This is a genomic window from Pedobacter sp. WC2423, from assembly GCF_040822065.1.
In the GTDB taxonomy this organism is placed as follows: Bacteria; Bacteroidota; Bacteroidia; order Sphingobacteriales; family Sphingobacteriaceae; genus Pedobacter.
Map to the genome: position 1 here is coordinate 1,656,864 of NZ_CP162005.1, position 25,011 is coordinate 1,681,874.

Annotated in this window: 27 protein-coding genes and 1 tRNA gene; 8 read left to right on the forward strand and 20 right to left on the reverse strand. The window is 37.3% G+C overall.

Features of this window, described 5'->3' with window-relative positions; genetic code table 11:
• Positions 1-9: 9 nt before the first annotated feature.
• The 5 genes from AB3G38_RS06510 to AB3G38_RS06530 form a co-directional block, all read right to left on the reverse strand.
• Positions 10-648, reverse strand: a complete 639-nt coding sequence (locus AB3G38_RS06510; protein WP_367867683.1) for a flavin reductase family protein — start codon at positions 646-648, stop codon at positions 10-12.
• Between the two features lies 1 nt (position 649).
• Positions 650-1,366: an SDR family NAD(P)-dependent oxidoreductase gene (locus AB3G38_RS06515; protein ID WP_367867684.1), complete on the reverse strand. Its 717-nt coding sequence runs from the start codon at positions 1,364-1,366 to the stop codon at positions 650-652.
• A 7-nt stretch (positions 1,367-1,373) separates the two neighbouring features.
• Positions 1,374-2,210, reverse strand: a complete 837-nt coding sequence (locus AB3G38_RS06520; protein ID WP_367867685.1) for a phytoene/squalene synthase family protein — start codon at positions 2,208-2,210, stop codon at positions 1,374-1,376.
• Positions 2,211-2,216: 6 nt separating this feature from the next.
• Positions 2,217-2,831 (reverse strand): MarR family winged helix-turn-helix transcriptional regulator, encoded by a 615-nt coding sequence (locus tag AB3G38_RS06525; protein WP_367867686.1) that lies wholly within the window; start codon positions 2,829-2,831, stop codon positions 2,217-2,219.
• Positions 2,832-3,085: 254 nt separating this feature from the next.
• Complete coding sequence (locus tag AB3G38_RS06530; RefSeq protein ID WP_367867687.1) at positions 3,086-3,568, reverse strand: DUF892 family protein; 483 nt, start codon at positions 3,566-3,568, stop codon at positions 3,086-3,088.
• 305 nt (positions 3,569-3,873) lie between these two features.
• Here AB3G38_RS06530 and AB3G38_RS06535 point away from each other — a divergent pair, with 305 nt between their 5' ends.
• Entirely contained in the window at positions 3,874-4,317 is a 444-nt protein-coding gene (locus AB3G38_RS06535) for a hypothetical protein (protein ID WP_367867688.1), read from the forward strand.
• Positions 4,318-4,548: 231 nt separating this feature from the next.
• Here the strand turns inward: AB3G38_RS06535 and AB3G38_RS06540 are convergent, their stop codons facing one another.
• Together AB3G38_RS06540 and AB3G38_RS06545 are read right to left on the reverse strand one after the other, a co-directional pair.
• Positions 4,549-5,250, reverse strand: a complete 702-nt coding sequence (locus AB3G38_RS06540) for a type 1 glutamine amidotransferase domain-containing protein (protein ID WP_367867689.1) — start codon at positions 5,248-5,250, stop codon at positions 4,549-4,551.
• A 23-nt stretch (positions 5,251-5,273) separates the two neighbouring features.
• Entirely contained in the window at positions 5,274-5,453 is a 180-nt protein-coding gene (locus AB3G38_RS06545; RefSeq protein WP_367867690.1) for a DUF3606 domain-containing protein, read from the reverse strand.
• Between the two features lie 163 nt (positions 5,454-5,616).
• Here AB3G38_RS06545 and AB3G38_RS06550 point away from each other — a divergent pair, with 163 nt between their 5' ends.
• Positions 5,617-6,075 carry a MaoC family dehydratase gene (locus AB3G38_RS06550; RefSeq protein WP_367867691.1) on the forward strand — a complete coding sequence of 153 codons (459 nt, stop codon included), beginning with the start codon at positions 5,617-5,619 and terminating at the stop codon, positions 6,073-6,075.
• A gap of 151 nt (positions 6,076-6,226) precedes the next feature.
• Positions 6,227-6,931 (forward strand): flavin reductase family protein, encoded by a 705-nt coding sequence (locus AB3G38_RS06555; protein ID WP_367867692.1) that lies wholly within the window; start codon positions 6,227-6,229, stop codon positions 6,929-6,931.
• 35 nt (positions 6,932-6,966) lie between these two features.
• Here AB3G38_RS06555 and AB3G38_RS06560 read toward each other — a convergent pair whose 3' ends face one another.
• The 4 genes from AB3G38_RS06560 to AB3G38_RS06575 form a co-directional block, all read right to left on the reverse strand.
• Complete coding sequence (locus tag AB3G38_RS06560) at positions 6,967-7,590, reverse strand: carbonic anhydrase family protein (RefSeq protein ID WP_367867693.1); 624 nt, start codon at positions 7,588-7,590, stop codon at positions 6,967-6,969.
• 151 nt (positions 7,591-7,741) lie between these two features.
• Complete coding sequence (locus tag AB3G38_RS06565) at positions 7,742-8,506, reverse strand: hypothetical protein (RefSeq protein ID WP_367867694.1); 765 nt, start codon at positions 8,504-8,506, stop codon at positions 7,742-7,744.
• Complete coding sequence (locus tag AB3G38_RS06570) at positions 8,503-8,919, reverse strand: ABA4-like family protein (protein ID WP_367867695.1); 417 nt, start codon at positions 8,917-8,919, stop codon at positions 8,503-8,505. The genes AB3G38_RS06565 and AB3G38_RS06570 overlap by 4 nt, the downstream gene beginning before the upstream one ends.
• 109 nt (positions 8,920-9,028) lie before the next feature.
• On the reverse strand, positions 9,029-9,607 hold the full coding sequence (locus AB3G38_RS06575; protein ID WP_367867696.1) for a Crp/Fnr family transcriptional regulator: 579 nt from the start codon (positions 9,605-9,607) through the stop codon (positions 9,029-9,031).
• Between the two features lie 193 nt (positions 9,608-9,800).
• Here AB3G38_RS06575 and AB3G38_RS06580 point away from each other — a divergent pair, with 193 nt between their 5' ends.
• Entirely contained in the window at positions 9,801-10,001 is a 201-nt protein-coding gene (locus tag AB3G38_RS06580) for a hypothetical protein (RefSeq protein ID WP_367867697.1), read from the forward strand.
• Positions 10,002-10,054: 53 nt separating this feature from the next.
• Here AB3G38_RS06580 and AB3G38_RS06585 read toward each other — a convergent pair whose 3' ends face one another.
• Positions 10,055-10,933, reverse strand: coding sequence for a glycosyl hydrolase (locus AB3G38_RS06585; protein ID WP_367867698.1), 879 nt, complete (start codon positions 10,931-10,933; stop codon positions 10,055-10,057).
• A 5-nt stretch (positions 10,934-10,938) separates the two neighbouring features.
• Entirely contained in the window at positions 10,939-12,384 is a 1,446-nt protein-coding gene (locus AB3G38_RS06590) for a hypothetical protein (protein WP_367867699.1), read from the reverse strand.
• A 164-nt stretch (positions 12,385-12,548) separates the two neighbouring features.
• On the opposite strand from AB3G38_RS06590, the gene AB3G38_RS06595 reads away from it, so the two are divergent.
• The 4 genes from AB3G38_RS06595 to AB3G38_RS06610 all read left to right on the forward strand — a co-directional run bounded on the left by AB3G38_RS06595 (position 12,549) and on the right by AB3G38_RS06610 (position 15,073).
• Positions 12,549-12,621, forward strand: a tRNA-Lys gene (locus tag AB3G38_RS06595).
• Positions 12,622-13,185: 564 nt separating this feature from the next.
• A complete protein-coding gene (locus tag AB3G38_RS06600) occupies positions 13,186-14,055 on the forward strand; it encodes an SDR family NAD(P)-dependent oxidoreductase (RefSeq protein WP_367867700.1) in 870 nt (289 codons plus the stop codon).
• Between the two features lie 15 nt (positions 14,056-14,070).
• Entirely contained in the window at positions 14,071-14,247 is a 177-nt protein-coding gene (locus tag AB3G38_RS06605; RefSeq protein ID WP_367867701.1) for a hypothetical protein, read from the forward strand.
• A gap of 10 nt (positions 14,248-14,257) precedes the next feature.
• Positions 14,258-15,073, forward strand: coding sequence for a helix-turn-helix domain-containing protein (locus AB3G38_RS06610; protein WP_367867702.1), 816 nt, complete (start codon positions 14,258-14,260; stop codon positions 15,071-15,073).
• A gap of 97 nt (positions 15,074-15,170) precedes the next feature.
• Here AB3G38_RS06610 and AB3G38_RS06615 read toward each other — a convergent pair whose 3' ends face one another.
• The 7 genes from AB3G38_RS06615 to AB3G38_RS06645 all read right to left on the reverse strand — a co-directional run bounded on the left by AB3G38_RS06615 (position 15,171) and on the right by AB3G38_RS06645 (position 25,000).
• Complete coding sequence (locus AB3G38_RS06615; protein ID WP_367867703.1) at positions 15,171-16,460, reverse strand: HlyD family efflux transporter periplasmic adaptor subunit; 1,290 nt, start codon at positions 16,458-16,460, stop codon at positions 15,171-15,173.
• A gap of 2 nt (positions 16,461-16,462) precedes the next feature.
• Positions 16,463-18,655 (reverse strand): peptidase domain-containing ABC transporter, encoded by a 2,193-nt coding sequence (locus AB3G38_RS06620; RefSeq protein WP_367867704.1) that lies wholly within the window; start codon positions 18,653-18,655, stop codon positions 16,463-16,465.
• 64 nt (positions 18,656-18,719) lie between these two features.
• Positions 18,720-21,818, reverse strand: a complete 3,099-nt coding sequence (locus AB3G38_RS06625; RefSeq protein ID WP_367867705.1) for a lantibiotic dehydratase — start codon at positions 21,816-21,818, stop codon at positions 18,720-18,722.
• Between the two features lie 43 nt (positions 21,819-21,861).
• Positions 21,862-22,842, reverse strand: coding sequence for a hypothetical protein (locus AB3G38_RS06630; protein ID WP_367867706.1), 981 nt, complete (start codon positions 22,840-22,842; stop codon positions 21,862-21,864).
• A gap of 51 nt (positions 22,843-22,893) precedes the next feature.
• Positions 22,894-23,757, reverse strand: coding sequence for a carboxypeptidase-like regulatory domain-containing protein (locus AB3G38_RS06635; protein ID WP_367867707.1), 864 nt, complete (start codon positions 23,755-23,757; stop codon positions 22,894-22,896).
• A 97-nt stretch (positions 23,758-23,854) separates the two neighbouring features.
• On the reverse strand, positions 23,855-24,037 hold the full coding sequence (locus AB3G38_RS06640; RefSeq protein ID WP_367867708.1) for a hypothetical protein: 183 nt from the start codon (positions 24,035-24,037) through the stop codon (positions 23,855-23,857).
• Positions 24,038-24,121: 84 nt separating this feature from the next.
• Positions 24,122-25,000 carry a hypothetical protein gene (locus AB3G38_RS06645; protein WP_367867709.1) on the reverse strand — a complete coding sequence of 293 codons (879 nt, stop codon included), beginning with the start codon at positions 24,998-25,000 and terminating at the stop codon, positions 24,122-24,124.
• Positions 25,001-25,011: the final 11 nt, after the last annotated feature.

Sequence of the window (25,011 nt, forward strand, 5' to 3'; positions counted from 1 at the left end):
AATTTTAAATTACCATTCAAATTGACGTGGTTCAATTCCTGGCTTAGCATAAGCTAAACGTCCAATAGGCTGCGGAAGAAAATAAGTATCCAATCCCGCAACGGTCATTGTTTTTGCTTTAATATGATCAACCGTTCCGTCTTCAGTTATCATGGTATCATCAGCTAATATCTGAACGATTTCTCCAATCAAGATAGTCGTACCATTTAATTCTACATCAATAACTTCCCTTAATTCCAAGCCGATACGAATAGTCGATTGCCCTACAAAAGGTGCTTTAAAACGATCTATATATAATTTCTGAAATCCACAGGTATCAAATTCAGATATACCTGCAGCATAAGAAGCACTGGTCTGATGCGCTTGCATATACCACTCTGGCAATACATTATTCAAGGTATACTGACCTGTAGATTTAATATTTGTAAGGGTGTCATTATGTGCTCGTTCTGGTCTTATAACCAGCCCCAGAAGAGGTGGATCAGCACCAAGATGAAAGGCCGAGCTAATCACGCATAAATTGGTGATTCCTTCTTTGCTGATAGTTCCCAGCAGATTTAAAGATTTATAGCCAACTAAGCTATTGATCAGGCTTATTCTATATTGTTTCTCCAGTTGATAGATCTGGCTACTCGGAATGCTTATCATATTAACTAGTTTTTAATTTCCCCAAACCGCCATCTATTCCAATTATCTGCCCGGTTATCCAACTGCTTTCCTCCGACAATAAAAAAGTAATTAACTTGCCGATATCTTCTGGCTGCCCAATCTTTCCTAAAGGATGCCGCTTCGCGGAAGCTTCCCGCTTTTCTGAAGAACTTAAAAGATTTTGTGCCAATGGAGTGTCAGTAAGCGATGGCGCTACCACATTAACCCGTATTTGCTGAGCAGCAAGTTCGGCAGCTAATGATACTGCAAGTCCTTCTACCCCAGCTTTTGCAGCAGAAATACTCGCATGATAAGGCATTCCTGTTTTAGCAGCCACAGAGCTAATCAAAACTACTGATGCAGCACCAGCATTTTTTAACTGTTTTAAAGACTGCTGAATCATACGTGCAGCACCCAAAACGTTAATCCGATAGTCATTTAAGAAATCGTCTTCAGTAAGCCTGTTGAAAGGTTTAAGATTAATACTTCCTACCGAATACACCAGACCGTGTAACTGTTCTGGTAAAAAACCAGCTATAGCATCAAGATTACCGGTCACATCAGCCTGCAGGTATTGAAAGTTAGCCGGCCAGTTTTCAGACGACGATCTTGAAATTACATATACATTTGCATTTTGCTGGTCAAGCTCGTTAACTACTGATAAACCAATTCCAGAACTACCACCAACCACTAAAATATTTTTTTTCTGAAAACTCATAAGCTGTTTATATCGTATTGGTTTTGTAACGAATAATGGAGTCGAACATCAATCCGAACTTACGGGCATTGGAAATACGGATTCTTTCTGTCATTACTTTTTCAGCAGGGCAGTTTTTAATCTTATTAAATAACTTTTTATAATATACATAGGCGAGGTAAACTCCATTTCTGGCAGAAGAAGGTAATTGCCGGATTCCAGCCAGTGCCAATCTTAAATCTTCTTCTATATCATCTTCTATAACTGATTTTTCAAGATTAGAAAAAGTGGCTAAGTTTACATCTGGAAAATAATTACGGCTTAAGGTATAGTAGTCAGCATTTACATCTCTCAGGAAATTTATCTTTTGAAATGCTGCACCTAATTTCATTGCCGAACTCTTCAGTTTTTCATATTCTGTTTTATCTCCTTCGGTAAAAACCTGTAAACACATTAAGCCTACCACCTGAGCGGAGCCCAGAATATACTGATCATACTTTTCTGGCGTATAATATTCTTGCTTAAGGTCCATTTCCATGCTTTGAATAAATAATTCTATAAGCTGCTTTTCAATATGATATTTGTTCACAACTTGCTGGAAAGAATTCAGTACCGGGTTCAGGCTGATTCCATCTTCAATAGCCTCAAAGCAATCTCTTTTAAATTTTGACAATAAAATACCTTTGTCGTAGGCATGGAAGCTATCTACAATCTCATCAGCTAACCGTACAAAACCATAAATGGAATAAATAGGCTGACGGATCTTTTCATCTAAAAAATAAATACCTAAGGAGAAACTTGTACTATACCGTTTAGTCATCATTTTACTAAACTCGGCCGATAAATTATCAAATATTTCTTTCATAGTTTATTAGGAAATTGTTCTCGCTTTCGATTCATGAAAACTTTCAAGCTTAGTCAGTAACCTGATCAGGTCCATTTTTTCCAGATATGAAAGTGGTTCAGTTACATCCCTTGATGCTTTTTTTATATTTTGCATACTCTCATTCAGCATTTGAGTTCCTTTTGAAGTAATGTGAATCATTCTGTTTCTTTTATCACTGTCCAATGCTGACTGCTCAACTAATCCATTGCTAATTAATCTGTTCACGATTTGCATTCCTGCAGATTTCTCATGAATATTTAGTTTGATAAGAGCCGTTTTAGTCATACTCCCAAAGGAAACCAGGCTGATTAAATAAATAAATTCATCAGGGGTAGAAAAAGATGTATTTGCTATTGCAGCTTTCGCATTTAGTTTTGCGTACCTGTAAAGATGTACCAGCGAAGTGTTAATCACACTATCAGGGGAACGACCATTTGTCTTTCCCTCCCACTCCGGCTCCGGAAAAGGTGGAGAAGATTTTTTATAATGTTCATTCATCCATTGTGCAAACAAGTACCCGTCCTGACTTTTATGATCAGATTCCTGTTCATAAATCTTAATCAAGCCTATTACCTCACTTATTAAATCGTAATACATCATTCCAATAAATTTAGTACAATTATAAACTATTAAGTACAATAACGTACTAATTGTTTGCTTTAATTTATAAATAAATCCAATTTTAGTACATAAATATACTATTTGAATGACTTGACCCGCTATCATAAAATTATTCTGGCTGAGTAAAAAAGGCCAGGCTATAATCCCCTCAAGTACAATTCTGTAATAACTTCTTTTGGAGAAAGCATTTTATATTCATCGCAAAAGACAAGCGAGAGTGATCAGCTGACCATTCATCTGTTTGCATTAGGATAGATAATATTTTGCGAAACCTGCACCAGGTAATTATATGCATTCTGGTCGTCCTTAAAACATTGCTCCAGCAACTGAGCAGATTGCTCGACGCCTAAAGCGATTGCCATTTGCTGCAAAGAAGTATAGCCCTGAATTTTTCGTTGAAAAATCAGTTGGGAACTGTGCAGGAGAGAAATATCTTTTTGCAACGAAGGAACTTTTCCTTTAACTACATCCTTAAGGTGCTCAAAAAAGTACTGGTCAAGGGCTGAAATAATTCCAGTCTTTTTCACTTTTTGTATTTCAAAACACAGTTGCAGACGCTCAATATGCAAGCGCTGGTCAGAAGAATCTGGTGAAAGTGCTATACGCAATTCATCTGTCAATGCCGCTGCTGAAAGTTTTTCCAAACAAAGCATGTACTTCTTTTCTGCAACAAGCATTTCACTTAATTTCTCTGAGTAAATATTTTCAAGCATCATTTATTAGCTTATATTTTTGGTTAGAACACCTTTTTAAGAAAAATGTTTGTATCCAATACTGCATACTGCTGCGAGCTCTCCCCCACTTGGTTGCTCCAGAAGAATATTAACGAAATACAAGGTCCTGTTTGGATACCATTCCTGAATTGTAAATCTTTTGAGTGATGAAACATAACAATAAATTTTGAGGAATAATCAGCTATTTGATTTACAACTTCTTAATTCAAAATAAATTAAAACCATACAGGATAGTCTTTGTTCTAAGTCACAATCCATACACTGGTTAACTATTAAATCCTGAGCTAATGAGCAAATTCAAAAACCTGATTGCAGGCCTCGCTGGAGCGGCTGCACTCAATATTTTACACGAAAGTCTGAAGAAAAAAGGATCGGATATGCCCAGAGTAGATCTGCTTGGAGAGGAAGCACTTCAAAAAACGATTAATTATTTTGGTGGCAATATTGATCATGATAAAACCTTGTATGAGGCAACTCTCGCTGGTGACATTATAGGAAACACTATATACTACAGCTTAATAGGTATTGGAAATGCAAAATACCTTTGGCCTAAAGTTGCTATGATGGGTCTGAGCGCGGGAATAGGAGCTATAACTTTACCAAAACCTATGGGGTTAGATCAGGAACCGGTAGCTAAAAATGACCAGGTTAAAATACTTACGGTTGGATATTATCTGGCTGGTGCTGTGGTTACTGGCCTGGTATTAAACATGCTTAAAAATAAAGGATGAGAAAAAGAATCTTTCAGGTATGTCTTACAATCGCATTTATCTTATTAATCATAATCGCCGTTAAATTTATAAAAAGCAGTAATCAGGGTACACCAAATCAAGAACAAAAAGGTAATCCATTAAAACAACCTGTATCTCCAAAATAAAATGCCCAAAATATCAAGTTACAATGCCCCCCAAAAAGTCAGAAACTATTTGGGGGGCATTTTAAGTTACTTTTTGGGCATTTTATTAGGAGTTACTTTCAACATCTTTCTCTAAAACTTGAATTAGTGCCTCTGCTACAGGCCCTGCAGACAATGGATTCTGCCCTGTAATGAGTAGCCCATCAATTTCCACATGAGCGAGAAAAGGAAGCAGAGCAGATTTAAAATCAGCTCCAAGTTCAATAAGTTTGTCCTCTAGTTTGTATGGAACATGAGCTGATCTTCCTACCAGCTTTTCTTCGGTATTGGTAAAACCTGTTAGCTTTTTACCAGCTAATAATCCGGGTGAAAGTTCTGCTGCCTTAATCAAAGCCGCCGGACCATGACAAACCGCAGCTACTGGTTTGGCCAGATCAAAAAACTCAAGAATTAATTTCGCACTCAAATCATCATCAGCCAAATCCCAGATTGGACCATGACCACCAGGAAAAAAAACTGCATCAAAATCAGCAGCAGATAATCCGACCAGTGTATGTGTATGCGAAAACGCTCTTTGGGCAAATTCATCATCCACAAACCTGCGGTTAGCACCAGTAATATGCTCAGTCAGCTCACTCATAGTATCTACAGGTGGTTTTCCACCCAATGGACTTGCTAAAGTGACCTGGTATCCCCGATCAATAAATTCATAATAAGGATCTGTAAATTCTCCAAGCCATACACCGGTTTTACTATCAGTATTTTCCATTTGCTGATGGGAAGTAAGGATCATTAGTATTCGCTTCATAATATATTAATTAAATCATCTTATTATTTAAGTTTTTTAAGAAGCTTTTCTACTTCACTTGCTGACGTTCCAGCCGATTTAACAGCTTGCTTCAATTGACCTGGTGTAACCTCAAATTTTTTAGACCAATATTCAACTTCATAATTTTCTTTTACATTAATTTTGTCTCTATCAGGACTTGCTGTTTTCTGTTTGTCATCCATTGTGTCAAGTTTTTTTAGCTATAACATCGTTATTTTAAAGTTGTTTTTTAAACTATTTGAAATTCCTTTTGCAACTTATCAATCAATTCTTGTTTATTTGCACCCAAATTGGTACAATTGATGCTTATTTGAGCGGAACTGAATATTTTTAATCCATAAACATATGTTAGTAATCAATAATTTCGAAGAGTATAAATCTTATTTGGGCAAAGAATTAGGCCTTTCTGAATGGCATACAATTAATCAGGAACAGATTAATAAATTCGCTGATGCAACACTTGATCATCAATGGATACATGTAGATCAGGAAAAAGCTAAAATTAACGGGCCATTTAAGGCAACGATTGCACATGGATATTTAACGATATCATTAATCCCATATCTATGGAAGCAGATTGCAGATGTTCGCAATATAAAAATGGAAATTAACTACGGTATAGAACGTTTTAAATTTGGACAGGCTGTGATTGTGGATAGTGAAGTCCAACTAAAGGCTAAGCTTATTTCTATAGCAGACTTGAAAGGGATTACTAAAGTTGTCATCAAGGCTACTCTCATGATTAAAGGTCAGGCAAAACCAGCATACACTGGAGATGTTATTTTCTTATACCATTTTGTGTAATTTGAGTATAAATCATCTGATCATTGAAATGAGCATCTTTAATTCTTCCTAAATATCGAGATAAGCGTTTGTTTTTTAATACCGCAAGAATCGGGTTTGGCAGGATTTTACATTCAGATAAATTTGGCTATACTATATAAATAGCTATTTTATGCATCAATTAAGCGAACCTTCAATTCTTTATTTCGGCACACCAGTAGTGTTGATCACAACCTCTAACCTGGACGGCACATTTAACATCGCACCCATTTCATCTATTTTCTGGCTTGGCTGGCGGGCCATAATCGGTATTTCAAACTTATCGAAAACAACTGAAAATATCCGTCGGACTGGCCAATGCGTTTTAAACCTTCCTTCTATTCATCAGGCCGCTGCTGTTAATCGCTTAGCCTTAACTACAGGTACTTTTCCAGTTCCAACGGGCAAAGCTCAAAAAGGATACACCTATCAGGCTGAGAAATTTGATCTTGCTGATCTTACGCCTATCCAGTCCGAAACAGTTAATTCTCCGAGAGTTGCAGAATGCCCGGTACAAATGGAGGCTGTCATGGAGAATCTGCACGGAATTGCGGAGGATGATGAACAACAACGTGGACGCCTGGTGACTATTGAACTACGCATTCTACGTGTTTATCTTGATGAATCGATTATTATGGATGGTAATCCTAATCGGGTTGACCCGGATAAATGGCGGCCACTGATCATGAGCTTTCAACAATTTTATGGTCTCGGTGAACAGGTACATACTTCTAAGCTATCATCCATAGCTGAGCATTTATATCTTAGTCCTGATGTTGAACGGGCAAAAAAATTCACGAAAGCAATCAGACTGACTATTGTCCGTACCAGACTATAGTCAGTCTGGTACGGTTATGCTGATGCAAAATAGTACTAATCAAAAAACTCTACTTTTCCATTGTCTACATCATAAACAGCTCCTATGAGCTTAATATCCTTTTGCAGCTCTAAATCCACTACAATCTGACTCTCTTTTCTGATCCGTTCTATAGTTAATTGTACATTTAGTTTAGTGACATTATTTACAAATAAAGAGTTTGAGCCATTTCTCTCTGCCTGCGTACTTTTCTCGCTTTCTATTGCCGGAAGTACTTTTTCGAGTAATCCAGTAAGGTTTCCCATTTTCACATTGTTGCAGGCTCCAACAATAGCACCACATTTAGTATGTCCAAGCACCAGTATTATTTTAGTACCTACCACCTTAGTGGCGAATTCCATACTGCCCAGAATATCTTCATTCAGAATATTGCCTGCAATCCGAATACTGAAGATATCACCAAGTCCCTGATCGAAAATCAATTCTGCGGATGTACGGCTGTCCATACAACTTAAAATAGTGGCAAAAGGAAACTGTCCTGCAGAAGTGTCATTGACTTGTTGCAAAAGATTTCGGTTTGCTTTTAAATTATTTACAAACCTCTGATTTCCTTCTTTTAAAATTTCCAATGCAAGATCAGGTGTTAAACTACTTTGGGTTTCTTTTGAATGTGTACGCATAATTAATCTTTTTAAAAAATCAGAATATCATAAATCAAGCCACAAGCAATTGTAGAAAAAATTTATTTGTAGCTTGTTCTCCATCAAAAGCAAATGCATTCAGCATAAACCATGCTATGGAGAAAGTTCTTCTTGCCTGGTGAGTTTTTTTTTAGAAAAGTGGTCTCCCGAGCATTGCATTATATAATAACAGAGAGACCAGCACAAAGTAGAGCAGTGCAAAAATCAGGACAGGACGGCTATTCTTTATACCGCTGAGTATTACAAACAGAGGCAAAATCTGCAATGCATGCATTCCGATGAAGTGTGCAATGCGTAAGTCGCCAGCAATCCGGCTCCAGTTTAATATAGGTAAACCAGGCCCGCCGTCAGGTACGCCAACAGTGTGGGAGAGCCTTGAAGCCATTATGCCTCCCTCAAGCGCAAAAATACACGAAAAAATGATTCCCAGCCGGATTGCCCAAAGCAAAGCGGGACTCAGATCTTGCGCTTTTACTTTAAAAAATATGAATCCGACATATAATGCAAATAACGTTTGCGCAACTATTACAACACCCATCATACTAAAAACGACTGCATTATAGGGACTTGAAATATTATAATGAGACATCTGGCCTCTGGCTGCCTGCGAAGTGATTGCAATCATTTCAAAGCTCATCGCGAAGACTGTAAAATTGGCAAAACGGCGTCCTAATAATTTAAACGGCAGAAATTGCAAATAAAGCGGCCATGTGAAGCAATATATGGCAAGAGATAAAGCAAATTTACCAGGTTTGAGCCACAGATTGACACCTGAAAGTTGCCTGTGGTCAAACTGAGAAAGCATAACCAACAGTAAAAATAAAGCCAGATATCCCAGGGAAAAGTAATATAAAATGGGGCTTATAGCCTTGATCTTGTTCAATAGCATTTTCATATGGAAGCTTTAATTTTTCGTATCATCTGATACAGTAAATAACCACAGGGACCAAACATAAAAGTGAGCACCAGGCAAGGAATCACCAGTACATGCGAAATGGATTCTTTATGAGCAGATTGAAGAATGTAAAAACCAACTAAAAGATCAAAAGCAAGGTAATGTATCCAACCTGCCAGCAGCAATTGATCGTTATTGAAAAGCGTTCTTACTTCGGCAATCGACCCAAAACCTGCTCCTTGAACACTAAAAAATCCGGTAATGTATATACAATAAATGGCAGAAAGAACCAGTGGAATGACTCGATAGCGAACTAGCAATTGTGTCATCTTCCAAAGGGGAAAGAAAATTAACAAAAACCATTGCAGAGCGGCAATTGCCCCGACGACTGAAAAAATATTTGAGGGATTCATTTGAGTTGTGATTTGAGTTTGTTTAAACTGAACACCACAAAAGTGAGGGTAATCTCTTTTTTATAAAATGATATGGAGTTAAAAAACGTAACGAGCTTATTAACCTATGTTAACGCCGGCTGGCTAATTTTGCCCGGATCCTGCTTAAGCTTTGCGGTTGGATCCCAAGATAAGAGGCAATAAGGTGTTGAGGAAGTCTGTTTAAAATCTGAGGTTTATCTTCAATTAATTCCAGATAGCGGTCTTCTGCAGACTGGAACATTAAATTTCGCTTGCTTTTAACTGCATCCACAAAGAGTTTTTCTGCGATTAGCCGCCCAAACTTTTCGAAACGCTGGCTATGGTTATATAAACTCTGCATATCTGCATAATTTAAAACAAATAACTCGCAGTCTTCTAAAGCTTGTATATAGTCAGGAGATGGTACCTGCAAGAGAAAACTTTCATAATCACCAAGCCAATCACCCTCAAATGAAAATCCTATGGTACAATCCCCTTTTTCACTTCTTGAAAAATACCTCAATCCGCCTTTCTGAACAATAACCATCCCCTTGCACACCTTCCCCGCTTCAAGAAAAAAGTCATACTTTTTTAAATTCAATGGTTTAAGCCGCTGCATGAACAAGAAAAGTTCCTCATCATTGAAATCTACCAAAGCACGTAGAGATTGTGTTATAATTTCGTACATATAATGTTCAGTTGGGACCACCCTGTTTAGCGTAACCAAATATATAGGAAATTACAGTTATTTTAACGCCGTTTACAGATTTGAGTTTATCGGGATACGAAATATAGCAATCAGAGCCCCTTTAGGAACCTATACAGGCTGGAGTCTTCGGAAAAAAGGTTATGGAGAAGGCGATTTAGCTTCTCTAAATGGCATGTTTATCCCTTTTAAACTGACCAGGTCAGAGCGTCTTGCGGCGGGAGATCCAAGATTGTCCCTGGAAGAACATTATACCAGCAATACCGGATATATTGAGGCTGTAAAGAAAGCTGGTGAGGAACTCCTTAAAGCAGTTTTTTGCTTCAGGAGGATATGGTATCAGAAATTGAAAATGCAAAAAGAAACTATCCTGTAAAATAATAATATGTGGATTTAATCCGGTCAGACCTGACATCTGACCGGATCAAATTACTTCTTGATAGCTGTATTAGGCTTATAAGCTGAATACCATTTACCTAATGCTGTCAGGTTACCATTCGCATCAACCAGCGCAGAAGACCAGAGCCTTGAACTGGTTGGTGAACCTGAAAACCAGCTGTAACGCTGTACATAATCCAGTGCTTCAAGCTTAGGTAATAATCTTTGCATAAAGGCCAGAACCATTTCAGGTGTATATGGATTCTGAGCCATAGTAGTCGCATTATTTGCAGCAGTGGCAAATTCAGTGATCCAGATCGGTTTTTTATATTTATCATGCAGATCCTGCAAAACTTTGACAAAAGCTACATCATCAGTGCCTACATACATATGTACACAGATAAAATCAACGCGCTTATTTTGTGCAATTGCCTGATCCATAAAATCATACATCCATTGCCTGGTTGGCCATGCGGTTGCCGGGCTACCTAAAGGCAGGCCTATGGACTCTAATTCAGGCCATGCAGCAAGGGCGTCCTGTACAGATAGGTTTGACTGGTCGCCTAAATCGGGCTCGTTAAATCCCAGGATATATTTCGCTTTCCCCTGCACTCCAAGCTGTTTTGCATAAGCAATATTGGTATCACTGACATTTGATCTGCCCCAGAACATGGGCACGAATTCGCAGTTTTGCGGAGCATTCTGCATTGGAAGATCTGTCCCCCAGGTATAGTACCAGTGGCTTTGCAGATTAATTACATTTCCCCACCACGTGCCATTTTTATTATTCACATTGAAATCAGCTCCTTTTTTACCGGCAACTACAGCGGTATTATCCGGAATATCGGGCGATGAATTGTTATGCTTACTACATCCTGCTGCTACTGCACAAAAGAATAAAAGCCCTATCTTTAATATCCTGACCATCATTGAAATTAATGATTAATATTTCTCGCTTTTGGTGTATTTAAAATGAGTTTTTCAAATGTTATAAAATCCTTGTCCAGCTTAGTAAGTAATTGCTTCTTCACTGACGCTTCCTTGATAAAAGAATAATTTATACTGTTATAAACGATTTTTTTGATATCATCATAAGTAAACTCCGGGTATCTGCTGGCCAGCAATACATATTGATCAGTCAAATTCGTTCTGAGTACGCCTGCATCATCCGAACTGATGACAATAGGAACATTGAATTCTTTATAAAGAGATACCGGGTGACGGTCACCTTTCACTTTCAGAATAAATTCGTTACTGAACAGGTTTATTTCTACGGCTATCCCCTTTTCTTTCATGTAGTTCATTAAAGCATAGCTATTTGCTTCATATGGCATATCTACTCCATGCCCGATACGCGAAGCACCTGCATCATAAACAGCCGAGCCAATATGCCAGGTTAATTCTTCAGGCTTAACCAGGCCAAGCGTAAGTTCACCTGCATGCAGCGTATATTTAACTGAAGGATATTTTTTATGGCAGTATTTGAACATCTGCATATGTAACCAGTAGTCACGCATAGCTACCTCATTATTTTCTGGAGAAAGGATGTTTACACCAACTATAAGCGGGTTTTTACTGGCTGCCTCAAAAGCTAACAACAAGCGTTTGAAAACTTCGCTGGCTTCCAGAATCCTTACGGTATAAGTCTGGTAACGCATAATAAATGAATCATCATCGATATGCAGAGAATTATGCAATTTGTTAATTGTATTTACACTGAAGTTATCTGCACAGGAAACAATATTTTTTTCCATCAGCTTATTATAAAGTGTATCCAATAGTGCCTGCGTGTGCAGTTCATCTTTTTGCTGAAGTACAGTGTGAAATTTCGGATCGAACTGTGAGCTCAATTCATCTATACGGGCACACTTAATAGAGCTAAGCATTGTTTCTATATAACCAACATGTTCTTTGACTGCCCTATTTTTTATTTCCAGCAATCCGGAATCAATATCTTTTTCACTTGCAATATCAAAACCCGGAAATGTTTCAAAGAATTGCTTATCAGAAGGAATACTAACATTATTATAGTCTTTAACAGACCACTTCTTTAAAAGCCTGAATTTATATTCGTCTAATTGCCGGTCTTTTGCGAGCGCGCTGAATCTGACCCAGTCTTTGTCATTTGATGGCTTATTTTCAGCTATTTCAAGGGTTTCCTTTTGTATGAAATAATCTTTTTTAACAACATAATGAATAAAGCTCTCTGCATAAACTGAGCCGCTGTAATGATGATGAAGATCGCCTCCCTTTGGCATTTGTGAAAAGAAAGCTGTTAGCTTAGCCGGGTTGTTTCTGATTTTTTCCAGGTAGTTACTGATCGATTGGGCATGGGCATGATATAAAAAAAAAGCAAAAAACAGAGTCAGATATTTTCTCATTAACCAGATTGGATTGTTAGCAGATAAAAAAATTAATACCCAAACATACTATAGATATTTCAGAATATATGTATTAGTCATCTGTAAACGGACCTTATTTATTTAAATTATTGTACAGATATAATTTATTTTTCTATATTCTCCCCTCCTTAATCCAGGAGAATGATTCCGTAGCTCAGCTGGTAGAGCATTACACTTTTAATGTAGTGGTCCTGGTTTCGAATCCCAGCGGGATCACGAAAGACTCACTAAAGTGGGGCTTTTGTATTTAAAAGGCTTTTTTTTTATAAAAACTATTCAATTTTAGTCATTATGGACCATACAAATCGATTACCTATTCCTGGTCGTAAATTAGGTAACCAATTCGCAGAAAAAAAGGCCTTGAGGTAGATTTTAAAGGGGAAAGTGAGATAATGAAGAAACACCGCACATTAACTGAAAAAATATCGGAAAAGTGTTATCAATATTATTTACTGCAGATGATAGATTAAAAAACCTGGTGCCTTCACATAATAGTTGACCCTATGCGTTGATTACTTATATTTAAAATGAAGCTTTAAATTGACATGTTGAACAAAGTAAATTGACTTGCTAAACAAAACAGCCGCTTTCGGATCAGCCGACATTTGTCTTATAATCATTTAATAAAAAGACAAAATGGAAAAGAATAATTATCATGGCGCATTACAACATCCTGTAGGGTCAGGATTCAACGCCAAATCGACAGCAACTGAAGTAATTAAAGGTATTGACCTGACAGGAAAGATCGCCATTGTAACTGGTGGGAACGCAGGCATTGGCTTGGAAACGACCAAGGTACTCGCGGCTGCAGGCGCAACAGTTATCGTACCAGCCCGGGACATAGAAAAAGCAAAAAAAAACCTTAAGAAAGTTCCGAATGTAGAAATAATGGCAATGGATCTGGCGCGGCCTGAAACTGTTGATGCATTTGCAGAAAGATTCCTTGCATCGAACCGGCCACTGCATCTGCTGATCAATAATGCCGGTATCATGTGGGTGCCCTTACAAAGAGATGGCCGTGGTTTCGAATCACAACTGGCCACCAATTATCTGGGACAATATCAGCTGGTATCAAGATTGTGGCCTGCCCTTAAGCAAGCAGACGGCGCAAGAGTAGTTAATGTATCTTCATATGGACACCAGATGGCACCATTTAATTTCGACGATCCCAATTTTGAACATCGGGAATATCAGACACTTTTAGCCTACGGACAGTCCAAAACCGCCAGCAACCTGTTCGCTCTTGAGCTGGACAACCGCGCAAAATCATTTAAAGTGAGGGCTTATTCCTTACATCCCGGATCAATAGCTGGTACGGAACTGGCCAGAGATGCGGATATGGAGCTGTTTAAGCAAATGGGCTTCTTTGATGAGAACGGTAACATGCGCCCGGAAATCCAAGTCGGCCTGAAAACCATTCCGCAAGGTGCCGCTACCACCATATGGTGCGCTACAAGTCCAATGCTTAATGACATTGGCGGGGTGTATTGTGAAGACGGGGACATCGCGGATCTTGACGTTGGTAACTTCGGAAAAGACAATGGCCTTGGAACGCGGGGTGTACAGCCATACGCTCTGGATGAAACAAATGCTAAAAAGCTTTGGGACTTAACGGAGGAAATGGTAGGAATAAAATTTGATGTTAAATAAAACGGAATAGACGACATGAAAAATTTAAAAGGAAATTCATGGTTATTACCGGTAGTGATAGTTGAGGCGGCTATGCAACAACAAGGGAACAGAAGAAAAAGGTGCCGAATTGATGATTCGGCATTTATTATGGGTTCAGAATATTTATTGACGGTGGACAGTCGATTTGAAGAAATCCGTCTCAATAATTAACTTTATAAAAATGGAATATATAGCCAGGTATTTAACAAAAGAGATCAAGCTTTCCTCCTACGAAGACAAGCTTTTCAAATCAGACCTGATGTTTGACGATCACATGCTCGTCTGGTTCATTTCCGGCGAAACAAAGATCATCCAGTGGGATACCACCTTTAATTTCAGAACCGGTGATATTTTTCTGATTCCAAGAAACCAGTTGGCAACGATTATCAACTATCCTAAAAATGGACTTCCCCATAAAACCGTTGTCATGCATTTATCGCTTGACCGATTGAGGAAGTTCTATGAAAATATCGATGTCAGGAAGAGATCGCAACCCGATCAAAAAATCTACACGTTCAACGATCACCCCTTATTGGAAAGCTGCCTCGCTTCGCTTATCCCTTATTTTGATATAGACGGTCAGTTTCCCGAGGACCTCGCTTCATTAAAAATAACAGAGGCCATCAGTATATTGCGGATGATCGATCCGGGCGTCGACAGCGTTTTGGCCAATTTCGATCTGCCCGGTAAAATTGACCTGGTCAGTTTTATGCAGCGGAACTTTATGTTTAACATGTCACTGGAAAAATTGGGCTACCTCACTGGCCGGAGTCTATCGACCTTTAACAGGGACTTCAAAAAACTATTTAATACCACACCACAGAAATGGCTTACAGACAAAAGATTGGAACTCGCGCATTATCAGTTGCTCGAAAAAAGGAAAAAACCTAAAGAGGTTTATCTTGAAGTAGGCTTTGAAGATCTGTCCCACTTTTCGTTTTCTTTCAAAAAGAAATACGGCATGTCTCCAGTTCAACTGATCTCGGCCTTACAATGACATACATTTACGTATCAATAATTAACAGGGTGTTAAAGGAATTGTCCCAATCTATTTAAGATCGCCGTTGACGGAAAACGTGCGTAATTTTTTTATCTCATCTGCCATCTTCAAATATTTTAGTAATACTTCTGCTAAACCGGGCGAGTAATGAACTCTCCCTGGTGATGATTTTTGCCTCTGCCAACATTCCACTTTTTAGCACAATTTTCCGGGAAGCATCTTTATTTTCAAAATCTTTAAAATCTACTTTCGCAATAAAAACACTGTCTTTTAAAGCGACCTCTGATAGATAATTTACCTCGCCATGAATCATCCCAAATTCTTCAAAAGGATAACTCTGAAGTTTAATGAGCACTTTTTGTCCCAGTTTAATTTTACCCATGCTGTATTGTGGAATAGCTACTTCACCAAAAAATCTGGCGTTTACAGGATTTATGAAAAATAGTTCATCATTTACATTCACATTCTGATTCTCCTGAATAATACCTGAGAAACCAACGATACCATCCACCGGCGCTGAAAGTACATAATGCATTAACCAGCTTTCTGTTTCAGTAATAATCCCATTTAGCGCCTGAATAAAATTTAATCGCTGTTCCATAATGGTGTTATCGAGATCCAGAAGCTCCTTTTGTTTCGCCAGATAAGCGGTATTATTATTTGACAGGGAGGTCTCGTTCTGAAGAAGTGGATATTTACTGGACAGGTATTTGTTCTCCTGCTCTTTAAATTCATTATTGGAAATTACCCCTTTTTTCCTGAGGATAATATAGGCTTTATACTGTAACTCGGCATTTTCTATTTGTTTTTCCTGGATCTTCTTCTGCTGATTAATGTTATCCGTTAACTTTCTGAGTTCATTTAAATCTTTCTCCAAAAAAATCTTCTGTTTGGAATAATGACCACCTTTTATTGCTTTATTAAATTGCAGATAAGATTGATAGAAAACTTCATATGCAGATTGCAATTCGCCAAGATTAAGTTTATCAGATTCAAAGTTATTAACAAAAGTCGATGATGGGGCTATCGTGCGGAGCTGTTTGAGTTTCTTTAAAAGCCGGATAACGTCAGTATGATCCGCTGTACTCTCCAGATAAGCAACAGGCTGTCCTTGCTTAACAAACTGATTTTCAGTCACCAGTATCCGAACCAGTTTACCTCTTTGTTTCGATAAAATCCGCTTGGGAGAATTTAAAGAATTTACTTTTAATGATGTATTGACTATATCAGGATACTTAATAAATGCAGACATCAACACAATCCCTGCAATAACAGTAAAAATAATCATTGTTCCACTGCGTACTATCCAGGAAGGAACGGAGGTAATAATTTCCTCGATTTCATCACTGTTCTGCCTGTTAAATGGCGATAAATTCTCAGGCATACTTAAGCTCCTAATTCTAATTGATTCCTAACCAGTTTATGGTACTCTCCCTTCAGTGCTATCAATTCCTCATGAGATCCATTTTCTATGATTACTCCTTTATCGAGTACGATGATATTACCAGCATTTCTAACTGTACTTAAGCGGTGCGCAACCACCACTACAGTCCTGCCTTTGAGAAACTCTTCGAGGTTATTCATAATAATAGACTCATTATTCGCATCCAATGCATTTGTAGCCTCATCGAAGAAAATATATTCCGGGTCTTTATATACTGCTCTGGCAATGAGTATCCGCTGTTTTTGTCCCTGGCTCAAGCCATTTCCTTCTGCCCCTATTTTTGTATGGATTCCAGCTGGAAGACTTTCTATGAGGTCAGAAATATTTGCAACTTTTACTGCATGAGACAGCTTTTCAAAAACCGGTGACTCATCTCCCACCGCAATGTTATTCGCAATAGTATCTGAAAAAATGTAACCATCCTGCATCACTATGCCGCATTTACTTCTCCAGTATTGATGGCTAATCAGCTCTAAATTGCCAGAACCAATAGTAATTTCGCCTTTCTGGGGTTTATAGAACCGAAGCAAAAGCTTCAGGATAGTTGTCTTTCCGCTACCACTCATTCCTACAATCGCGGTAGTTTTACCTTCAGGGATATGAAAGTTAATATTTTTCAGGACTGCATCGTTTCCGGCACCAGGATAAGTAAAAGACAATTGTGAAATGGAAATCCCCTTATCTTTAGGGAGCGCATGTATCACCTTTTTATCTGCCGGTTCTTCATCTTCCATCTTATGTATCTCATTTAGACGTTCCAAACTGATTTTGGCATCCTGAAGCTGTTGAACAAAACCTATCAATTGTTCAATAGGACTATTGAGCTGGCCAATAATATATTGAATTGCCATCATAGTTCCTAATGTCTGATATCCCTCTATGACTGATTTCGCAACCAGAAAGGTAATAATGATATTTTTACCCTCATTGATAAAAAAAGCACCGGCCTGCTGATATTGTCCCAGAGAAAGACTCCTTACACTGAACCGAAAAATACCCGCCTGTAAACGTTCCCATTCCCACCTTTTTAGTTTTTCAGAATTGTTCAGTTTTATTTCCTGCATACCTGCTATAAGCTGTACAACAACACTCTGGTTTTGTGCAGACAGATCAAATCTCTTAGTATCAAGCTGCCTTCTTTTTTTGAGAAAAACACAGATCCAAAGCACATAAAGTATACTGCTTATTAAAAAGACAATAAAAACTTCACTGTTAAAATAAGCTAGTACAATTCCAAACACCAACAGGTTAAACAATGAAAAAATAGTATTCAAGGTTGATCCGGTAAGAAAATTTTCTATTCTTTTCTGATCATCCATCCGCTGCATAATATCACCTGTCATCTTTGTATCAAAGAAACTCACTGGCAATTTCATTAGCTTTATCAGGAAATCGGTTAAAATAGAGATGTTTGTCCTCGTACTGATATGCAACAATATCCAGGCCCGGATAAAATCAACACTCAGCCGTCCTATAAATAACATGATTTGTGCAATCAGAATGACATAGACAAAATTAAGATTACGGGTATTAATCCCAATGTCCACCACAGATTGAGTTAGAAAAGGTATGATCAACTGAAGGATACTTCCAACACCAAGTCCAAGTAATAACTGAAAAATGAGTTTCTTGTATTTTCCTAAATAACCGAATAAATACGTCAGACTAATTGAGTCACTCTTTTCACCTTCTCTTTCATAGAAATCAGGTGTAGGTTCAAGAATTAAAGCAACTCCCTCAGTTTCATCTTTCCCAAAAATACTGACCCAATTGGTTAGAAATTCTGATTTATCATACGTGATCAGTCCCCTTGCCGGATCTGCGACATAAAATTTATCCTTTTTGATTTTATAAACAACTACAAAGTGATTTTGCTGCCAGTGTACGATCACAGGCAGATCAATATTTTCCAGCTGCCTGCATGTAAGTGTAGCCCCCAGACTCCGAAAGCCTAATTTCTCCGCCGCCTCACTAATACCAAGCATAGACACTCCCTCTCTGTTGATCCCTGAAATATCACGAAGCATCTGTAACCTGAAATTTTTCCCATAATGTTTAGCTACCATCCGCAGACACGTAGGTCCACAGTCCATCTGATCAGGTTGTGTATAAAGGGTAAATTTTCTTAAAGACATTTAATTTTAAAAATCAAAACATTAAAAACAACTATGAACATTAGCAAAGTATTTATCAGTGGAACTAGCTTTTCCTTTTGGTTTTTTCCCGGTAATATAAAATAAGAAGATCATAGGTGATACACTCCTGTACATTCTGTGATGAATCGTATATCCTGTTGCAAAACATATGAATGTAACTGTCAATATTGATTTTGCATTTCATTAAAGACCTGTTATCTAAGGCTGTAACCGAACGATGCCATTTCTTCATCTCAATGTTTAACTTTTTTAACTTTGGATCACTTATCTCTCTTTTCAAATAGCAATCAATCTGGGCCGCATGCTGTTTATAAAATATAGAAGCACTTTTATTGTAGGATTTCCGGCTTTTGATTTTCAGTACATACAAATAGTAATCCCGGCAGGTCGTGAGCACTTTTACCCGTTCTTCTATACTCAACTTAAAAATATCAAAAAGGAAATCAATCCCCAGAACAGCAATGGTCCAGAGGTCTTCACGCAAATGATGTGAATAATAGAGCTGAATAGCATTAATAATAAAGCTTGACTCGTAAAAGAACAAAGACTCGGTAACCACCATATTTTCATTTCCATAGCGTTCAATTTCTCTGTCGTATTGTTCATAGGAAGTTTTCATGATCAATCCCAGTTCAAAAGCCTTTCTGAATTCTGAATTGATTAAGGTGATAATTTTCGAACTTTCTATATCCTTTTTGAAACACCTCACACGTATATGATAATCGGGATCCTGATAACGGATAAAGAAAAACGAATCTATAAGCTGCTGCCCGGTTAACTTATCCAGTAACTTTTTCAAATGGTGACAGATAATATTATCTGAATTGCCGGGATTACAGTAAATTTTAAAGTAGATGCAATCATCTCCATGAAGCAATACCCTCTTAACCAAATTGTTCGTATTCTTTTTTATTCTTTTCGCTATCAAGGTATTACTGATACCATCCATAACAGGGAGGTGAAACGGATTCAAAATAGGAATCTGTAATTCACATGTTCTTTTTCCATCTATACAGTTCAGATAGGCTTCCGTCTGTTCATTCAGTAATTGCTCCTGAAGCACAACAAATTCTCTTTTTTGTAATTCCTGATGCAAAATATGCAGGTCAAAATTCTTTTCGAGATTCAGGGGCATGACATTGTCTGTGCTGGTTAGCGTTACAGAAGTGGGGATTTTTCTTGAAAGCAGCCCTTCAGCCAATCCTTTAAGCGTAATTTTTTCTTTGTGTTTGCCGAATTCTTCGATCCTTATTCTCCAGGATTGCTTAAACACAATAAAATTATCAATAGTAACCCTTGGAAAATGGTTCTGTCCCGTAAATACCCCCCAGTTCCAACTCTCCAGATATCTTTTATTCTGGAATAAGGATATAAAATGAAAGATAGAATTCGTTAACAGTGAATAGTTCTGTGCTGATGGCAAAATTGGAATGATTCTTTTTTTTAATTTTGCATCGTAGAGTATTAATTTATTGCCAGAAAATCCAACATAAAGATTTTTCAGTGCTATCTTTATACCGCTGGTGCTTTCGGGAACATCATAAACTGGAATGAAATAACCCACTAATTCTTTTTGTGCCGAAATATTTACAAGTCTGGGCTGTGAGGAATGAATAATTTCTGCATAAATCGTATCTTCATCTTTATCATTATATCCTTTTATAATAGTTGAGAGCTCATCCCAATAGCTGCTCATTTCTTCCGAGTAACCTGCGAACCTTGAAAATGCATCTGCAAGAATTTTATCCCCTGCAGAAATCAGGTCATATACTAATGCGCCGTCTTTCATTTTATAAGGTATAACATTCACAATGCCATAATCTATTTCACGGACTGTTCCTGTTTTTGACTTCAGGGTATCAATATCCTCAGTAGTTATCTTTAGTTCACCTTCATTTCCATTCTTTAAATGGGCAGTATATTTTTTGAGGATAAAGGAATCCCACAATGAAAGCGACACCGGATTGTATTGTTCCGAATCGAACTGAACCTGATTGAGTAATGATGATTTTGACGAATTATTTCCTATTGGGAATCCTATTCCTATTTCTGGGTCGAGAACTTCCAGGACAGGAATAAACTGGTCTCCATAACGCGAATAAAATTTATCTTTGAACAGCGATAGTTCATTGCCACTAAAGATACAGTTATCGATAACCTGCAATTTGCCTAATACACGTCTGACATCAGAAAGTATTACCGGATCAATGACAGTGCTGCTGGTACGGATAGTGTCAACTTTAATTACATAATCTTCAGAATTATCAATCTTCGTTATTTTTTTTATTTCAGAATAGCAGGAAACAGATTCATCGGACGTATTTTCTGAGACAACTTCATGCAGCAGCTCCATGGCTTTACCCAACTGTGTGATCTTTTCCTGTAATGCAGTGACAGGAGAAATTTCTCCTTTGCCGATCGCCTTTATCACTCTTTCCAGTTCGTTGGCGGTAGTCATAAAATCCAGCTCACTCAAAAGCAGTTGTGAATTGATGAGGTCATGAATAAAATAATCAATTTCCTCTGAACTGTATCCTTTTAGTTTCAAATGGTCATGGAGTTCGCTGTATCTGGTACCGTTTTCAGCTAAAATGAGCAGCTCTTCTATCTCGGACATATGGTCGGCTTTAACCAGATTAAAATAATAAGCCTGGTTACCTGCATTATATTTCCTTTCAATATACCGTATTTTACCCTTTTTAATATAACAAGTATTATTGGAATAGATAGTAATATTTCGCAGGTCTGTTTCGTTCTTTAAAGATTCCGCTAAACTTCTGATATAGCTGCCATCAAAAGATTTTTTCCTGGCAAGCTGAAATTTATCGGGAATATCGGAATGTCCAAAAATTCCTATTCCGATGTTTGCAGATAGTCCAAATGGTGTGGACCTGTAACACATGCGTTTAAAGTATTTGATTAATGACAGTGCAATTCTATGCCGGTCTTTTTCGCTCATCTCCATATCACCTGAAACAATAGCCCTTTTAAATAGAGTTTCTGAATTCAGGTAGACCGATTCACGAAATATGGCCGATTTTTTAAAAAAATCCAGGATGAATTCTATTTCATTTGAAGACTTATTATAATGGTCAAGATAGTTTATGGGAAACAGGGTGGATCTTACTATAAGTTTATTCATAGTGCCTTTTCTACAAGGTAAACACAGTTGATACAGGAGAACTTTAAAGACATAATTGCTGTAGTATTTCGTCGGTGGACTTAAATCTCAATTTATCTTTGATAATCATTTCGATATCTTTCTTTACACACTCATCCTGAGTGACAACGTAGATTTCTTTGAGGAGAAGGAGCTTAAAACCGTCAAACTCAAAACCTTTAAAGTGGCTGAAAAACACAGAGATATCATAGGTAACTTTAGCAGTTATAAAAGATTTCATTGCCATAAAAAAGCTAACTAACCCAGTATAAAAATGTGATTCTACAGGTAAAGCCGCATTTATTCTGACGATAAAATCTTCGTCGTTAAACAGTATTTCGCGCATTTGTTTATGGCGCCAGGAGCTGACAAAAAGAGGTGAAAATAATGTATTTGTTAGATGATCAGGAGAAATCATTGCTCTTAATGTATTCAGATGTTCAAATGAACCCTCTCCCCATTGCCCAGGTATTGCTCCTGTACCATGATATAAAATTATATCTTTCATAATCTTCCCCGCCATTTCATATTGTTTTTTAGCAATATAAACGTCAACCAGATTCATAATATGGTGTATTTTATGCAGGTGGAAAATCGGGAAGGTATAATACAACCCATCGTTTTGTTTACAGAGAGTAGTGATACAGTTAATACTTCTTTTGAAATGTTTTTTTTTAAAATAGAAAAATGAAAAAGATGGAAGACATAAAGAATTGCCGGCAATCCTTGCAGTTTCATTATTGAAACTTTTCAAAAGGTACCTGATCACCTGTATATATTCAAAGGCACTCTCAAAATCTTCCTTTTTACTGCTGTTAATAATCAATTTTTGAAGTTTACAAATATTGTCTAGTAACCCGCAGTCATTTTCGTCGAAAAAATCCGGAATGGTACTCAGGAAAATTTCCATAGGCTCTATTCCCCTCTCTTTCCTGACTTTTTCCAGGTCGACAAATGATGGCTGCAAATGTCCGATTTCGTCGATACAATCTCTCATTGAAAACATGCCTAACTGTATTTGGTTAAAATTAAATGATCCGATGCGGTTAAAACACTGCTAGTAAATATCAGCAGTGAGATACATGCTTAAATTATGCCTGGGATACGTCCAGGCCGACTCGCTTTTTGGCCGGTATAAACCATTACTGGAAATTGATGTTCCTGCCGAGATAACAAAGTATCTGCTCTTTTCATTTAGAGGTGTACTTTCGATCCATTGCATGGTTACACCAATCTTTTCTTTTCCAGTGAGAAAGATATGATAAGGTCTGAGATCTACCTTTACCCAGCCTTTAGGTTCAATTACATCAAAAATTATGTCTTTTGATAGCGGAATCAATGCAGGCTCATTTCCGCCTATATCATAGAATTTCAGACGAAACTTCACGCTTTTAAACTGATTGCCAGTAACAAAAACGTTGAAATCTTTTAAAGAACTATTGTCATCGATTTTCATAATCATTCCTATTTCTCTGCCCAGAGCATCATTTATTTGTTCACCATGTACAAAAATTGCCCTGCTCGTCATTATCGCGCTGCTCCTTTTACCATATCTCTTTTCTTTAGGTTTTCCTGGAACTACAGTTACTTCCCTGAGTGTGATTTCAGTTTTCACTAAAGGCACGATCAGGGGTTCATTAAGCTTTATATTTTTACAGGGCAAAACTAAATCTGCGAATCCGAGACAAGAAATGATGAGTTCGTCCTTTTGAGGAGAGAATTGATCCATTTTAAATTCAATCTTAAACTGACCATTCTCATCCGAGACTGAACCAATGTTTTTCCCTTTAACGCCTATAGTTGCATAAGGAACCGATTCAACACCCGACATTATTCTGCCTGCTATAGTTTTGGTCTGTCCGTAAACATTAGGAAAAGAAATTAAACAGCAAAAAAGAAATAATTTTATCGACAAAGACATCAGGTAATTAATTTAAATAGCCTGATACCGATCAGGCTTGTTTTTCGGAATAACAAATTAAAAAGACAGACCTGTTGTCCAGGTCTGTCAGTCTAGATTAACAGCATTGACTCGAGCCTACTGTAAATCCGATACCGCTGCAATTGTGAGAAACACATAATGAATGTGAACATCCATTGATCAGTGAGAATAAATAACCACCTTGCAGATTTTTCATTTCATCATTTTTTAAGATGGAAGAAACTGTTTCCTTGTTGATTTTAAGAGTTTTTCTTTTCATGATTAAATTGTTTAATTTATTCAAATGTAATTTCCAGTAGTCTACTATTTTGACACTTTCGAATTTACTGACGCAGTATTGTCATTATACTGTCATTAAAATTGAACTATCCCGTTTTTTAAAAAAGATTTCTATCATAGTATAGAGATAGATTTGTTGTTTTGAACCCAGGCCTAACTGAAGGGAGATCAGCATAACCAGATTTTCTATAGCTGCCTGCGTTGTACTTTCTTTTAGAATCGCTCTGCATTGTTCCAGTAAATTATTTAATAAAATAACCTCCCTTTCGGCAGTGGCCTCTGTTAGCTGTGTATCCTCGTAGTAACTGTACAAGTCCTCTGCATTTTCATCGAAATCGATTATACAATTCTGATAGATCTGATCCATCAGGTTTATATTTCTGATGTTCATTTCTGAATTGATTTCTACCTTCCTGATTATAGAACTATAGATGACAGATGGAAATTCGGCAGGAAGTATTTTGGCTAACTTCATTTGCAAAAACAATGCTATTGAAATTATTCCATCAACAGAAGTTTCCTCCTGATCAAATACCTCCAATAGATATATACTCAGGGCATTAAAAAGCGAGAAGAATCTTTTGCGCAGCAACATTTGTTTGCTTTGAGAATCATGCGTATCGTTAACCGTGTTGTTCGCATAATTAATCCACAAGCATTCACCCGGTGTGGTTATACTGGATGGATTTTCAGATGGGAACTGAAGTAAATAATCATTCAGTTCTATAGAAAAATCATTATAAATATTTCCGAACTGAGGATCATTTGGGTAAGCGAAAAATTTGATATGATCTCCTTTATCAAAAGAAAAAAAGAAAAATAAATTCTTTTCCAGGCTTATTAAATCATTTCTTTTAATAAATGGGGAAATTAAGTTTCTCAAAAGTCTGTGCCAGTCACCTGATGCATAAAATAGCTTATTGAAATATACAGTTGAATTCATCTTAAATTATG

Bases quoted from the DNA above. Each gene is read 5' to 3' on its own strand.
- AB3G38_RS06540 (WP_367867689.1), bottom strand. From the start codon at position 5,250: ATGAAGCGAATACTAATGATCCTTACTTCCCATCAGCAAATGGAAAAT.
- AB3G38_RS06640 (WP_367867708.1), bottom strand. From the start codon at position 24,037: ATGAAAAGAAAAACTCTTAAAATCAACAAGGAAACAGTTTCTTCCATC.
- AB3G38_RS06565 (WP_367867694.1), bottom strand. From the start codon at position 8,506: ATGAAAATGCTATTGAACAAGATCAAGGCTATAAGCCCCATTTTATAT.
- AB3G38_RS06625 (WP_367867705.1), bottom strand. From the start codon at position 21,818: ATGAATAAACTTATAGTAAGATCCACCCTGTTTCCCATAAACTATCTT.
- AB3G38_RS06645 (WP_367867709.1), bottom strand. From the start codon at position 25,000: ATGAATTCAACTGTATATTTCAATAAGCTATTTTATGCATCAGGTGAC.
- AB3G38_RS06585 (WP_367867698.1), bottom strand. From the start codon at position 10,933: ATGATGGTCAGGATATTAAAGATAGGGCTTTTATTCTTTTGTGCAGTA.
- AB3G38_RS06515 (WP_367867684.1), bottom strand. From the start codon at position 1,366: ATGAGTTTTCAGAAAAAAAATATTTTAGTGGTTGGTGGTAGTTCTGGA.
- AB3G38_RS06510 (WP_367867683.1), bottom strand. From the start codon at position 648: ATGATAAGCATTCCGAGTAGCCAGATCTATCAACTGGAGAAACAATAT.
- AB3G38_RS06635 (WP_367867707.1), bottom strand. From the start codon at position 23,757: ATGTCTTTGTCGATAAAATTATTTCTTTTTTGCTGTTTAATTTCTTTT.
- AB3G38_RS06615 (WP_367867703.1), bottom strand. From the start codon at position 16,460: ATGCCTGAGAATTTATCGCCATTTAACAGGCAGAACAGTGATGAAATC.
- AB3G38_RS06570 (WP_367867695.1), bottom strand. From the start codon at position 8,919: ATGAATCCCTCAAATATTTTTTCAGTCGTCGGGGCAATTGCCGCTCTG.
- AB3G38_RS06560 (WP_367867693.1), bottom strand. From the start codon at position 7,590: ATGCGTACACATTCAAAAGAAACCCAAAGTAGTTTAACACCTGATCTT.
- AB3G38_RS06545 (WP_367867690.1), bottom strand. From the start codon at position 5,453: ATGGATGACAAACAGAAAACAGCAAGTCCTGATAGAGACAAAATTAAT.
- AB3G38_RS06555 (WP_367867692.1), top strand. From the start codon at position 6,227: ATGCATCAATTAAGCGAACCTTCAATTCTTTATTTCGGCACACCAGTA.
- AB3G38_RS06610 (WP_367867702.1), top strand. From the start codon at position 14,258: ATGGAATATATAGCCAGGTATTTAACAAAAGAGATCAAGCTTTCCTCC.
- AB3G38_RS06630 (WP_367867706.1), bottom strand. From the start codon at position 22,842: ATGTTTTCAATGAGAGATTGTATCGACGAAATCGGACATTTGCAGCCA.
- AB3G38_RS06550 (WP_367867691.1), top strand. From the start codon at position 5,617: ATGTTAGTAATCAATAATTTCGAAGAGTATAAATCTTATTTGGGCAAA.
- AB3G38_RS06620 (WP_367867704.1), bottom strand. From the start codon at position 18,655: ATGTCTTTAAGAAAATTTACCCTTTATACACAACCTGATCAGATGGAC.
- AB3G38_RS06580 (WP_367867697.1), top strand. From the start codon at position 9,801: ATGTTTATCCCTTTTAAACTGACCAGGTCAGAGCGTCTTGCGGCGGGA.
- AB3G38_RS06520 (WP_367867685.1), bottom strand. From the start codon at position 2,210: ATGAAAGAAATATTTGATAATTTATCGGCCGAGTTTAGTAAAATGATG.
- AB3G38_RS06525 (WP_367867686.1), bottom strand. From the start codon at position 2,831: ATGATGTATTACGATTTAATAAGTGAGGTAATAGGCTTGATTAAGATT.
- AB3G38_RS06605 (WP_367867701.1), top strand. From the start codon at position 14,071: ATGAAAAATTTAAAAGGAAATTCATGGTTATTACCGGTAGTGATAGTT.
- AB3G38_RS06535 (WP_367867688.1), top strand. From the start codon at position 3,874: ATGAGCAAATTCAAAAACCTGATTGCAGGCCTCGCTGGAGCGGCTGCA.
- AB3G38_RS06590 (WP_367867699.1), bottom strand. From the start codon at position 12,384: ATGAGAAAATATCTGACTCTGTTTTTTGCTTTTTTTTTATATCATGCC.
- AB3G38_RS06530 (WP_367867687.1), bottom strand. From the start codon at position 3,568: ATGATGCTTGAAAATATTTACTCAGAGAAATTAAGTGAAATGCTTGTT.
- AB3G38_RS06575 (WP_367867696.1), bottom strand. From the start codon at position 9,607: ATGTACGAAATTATAACACAATCTCTACGTGCTTTGGTAGATTTCAAT.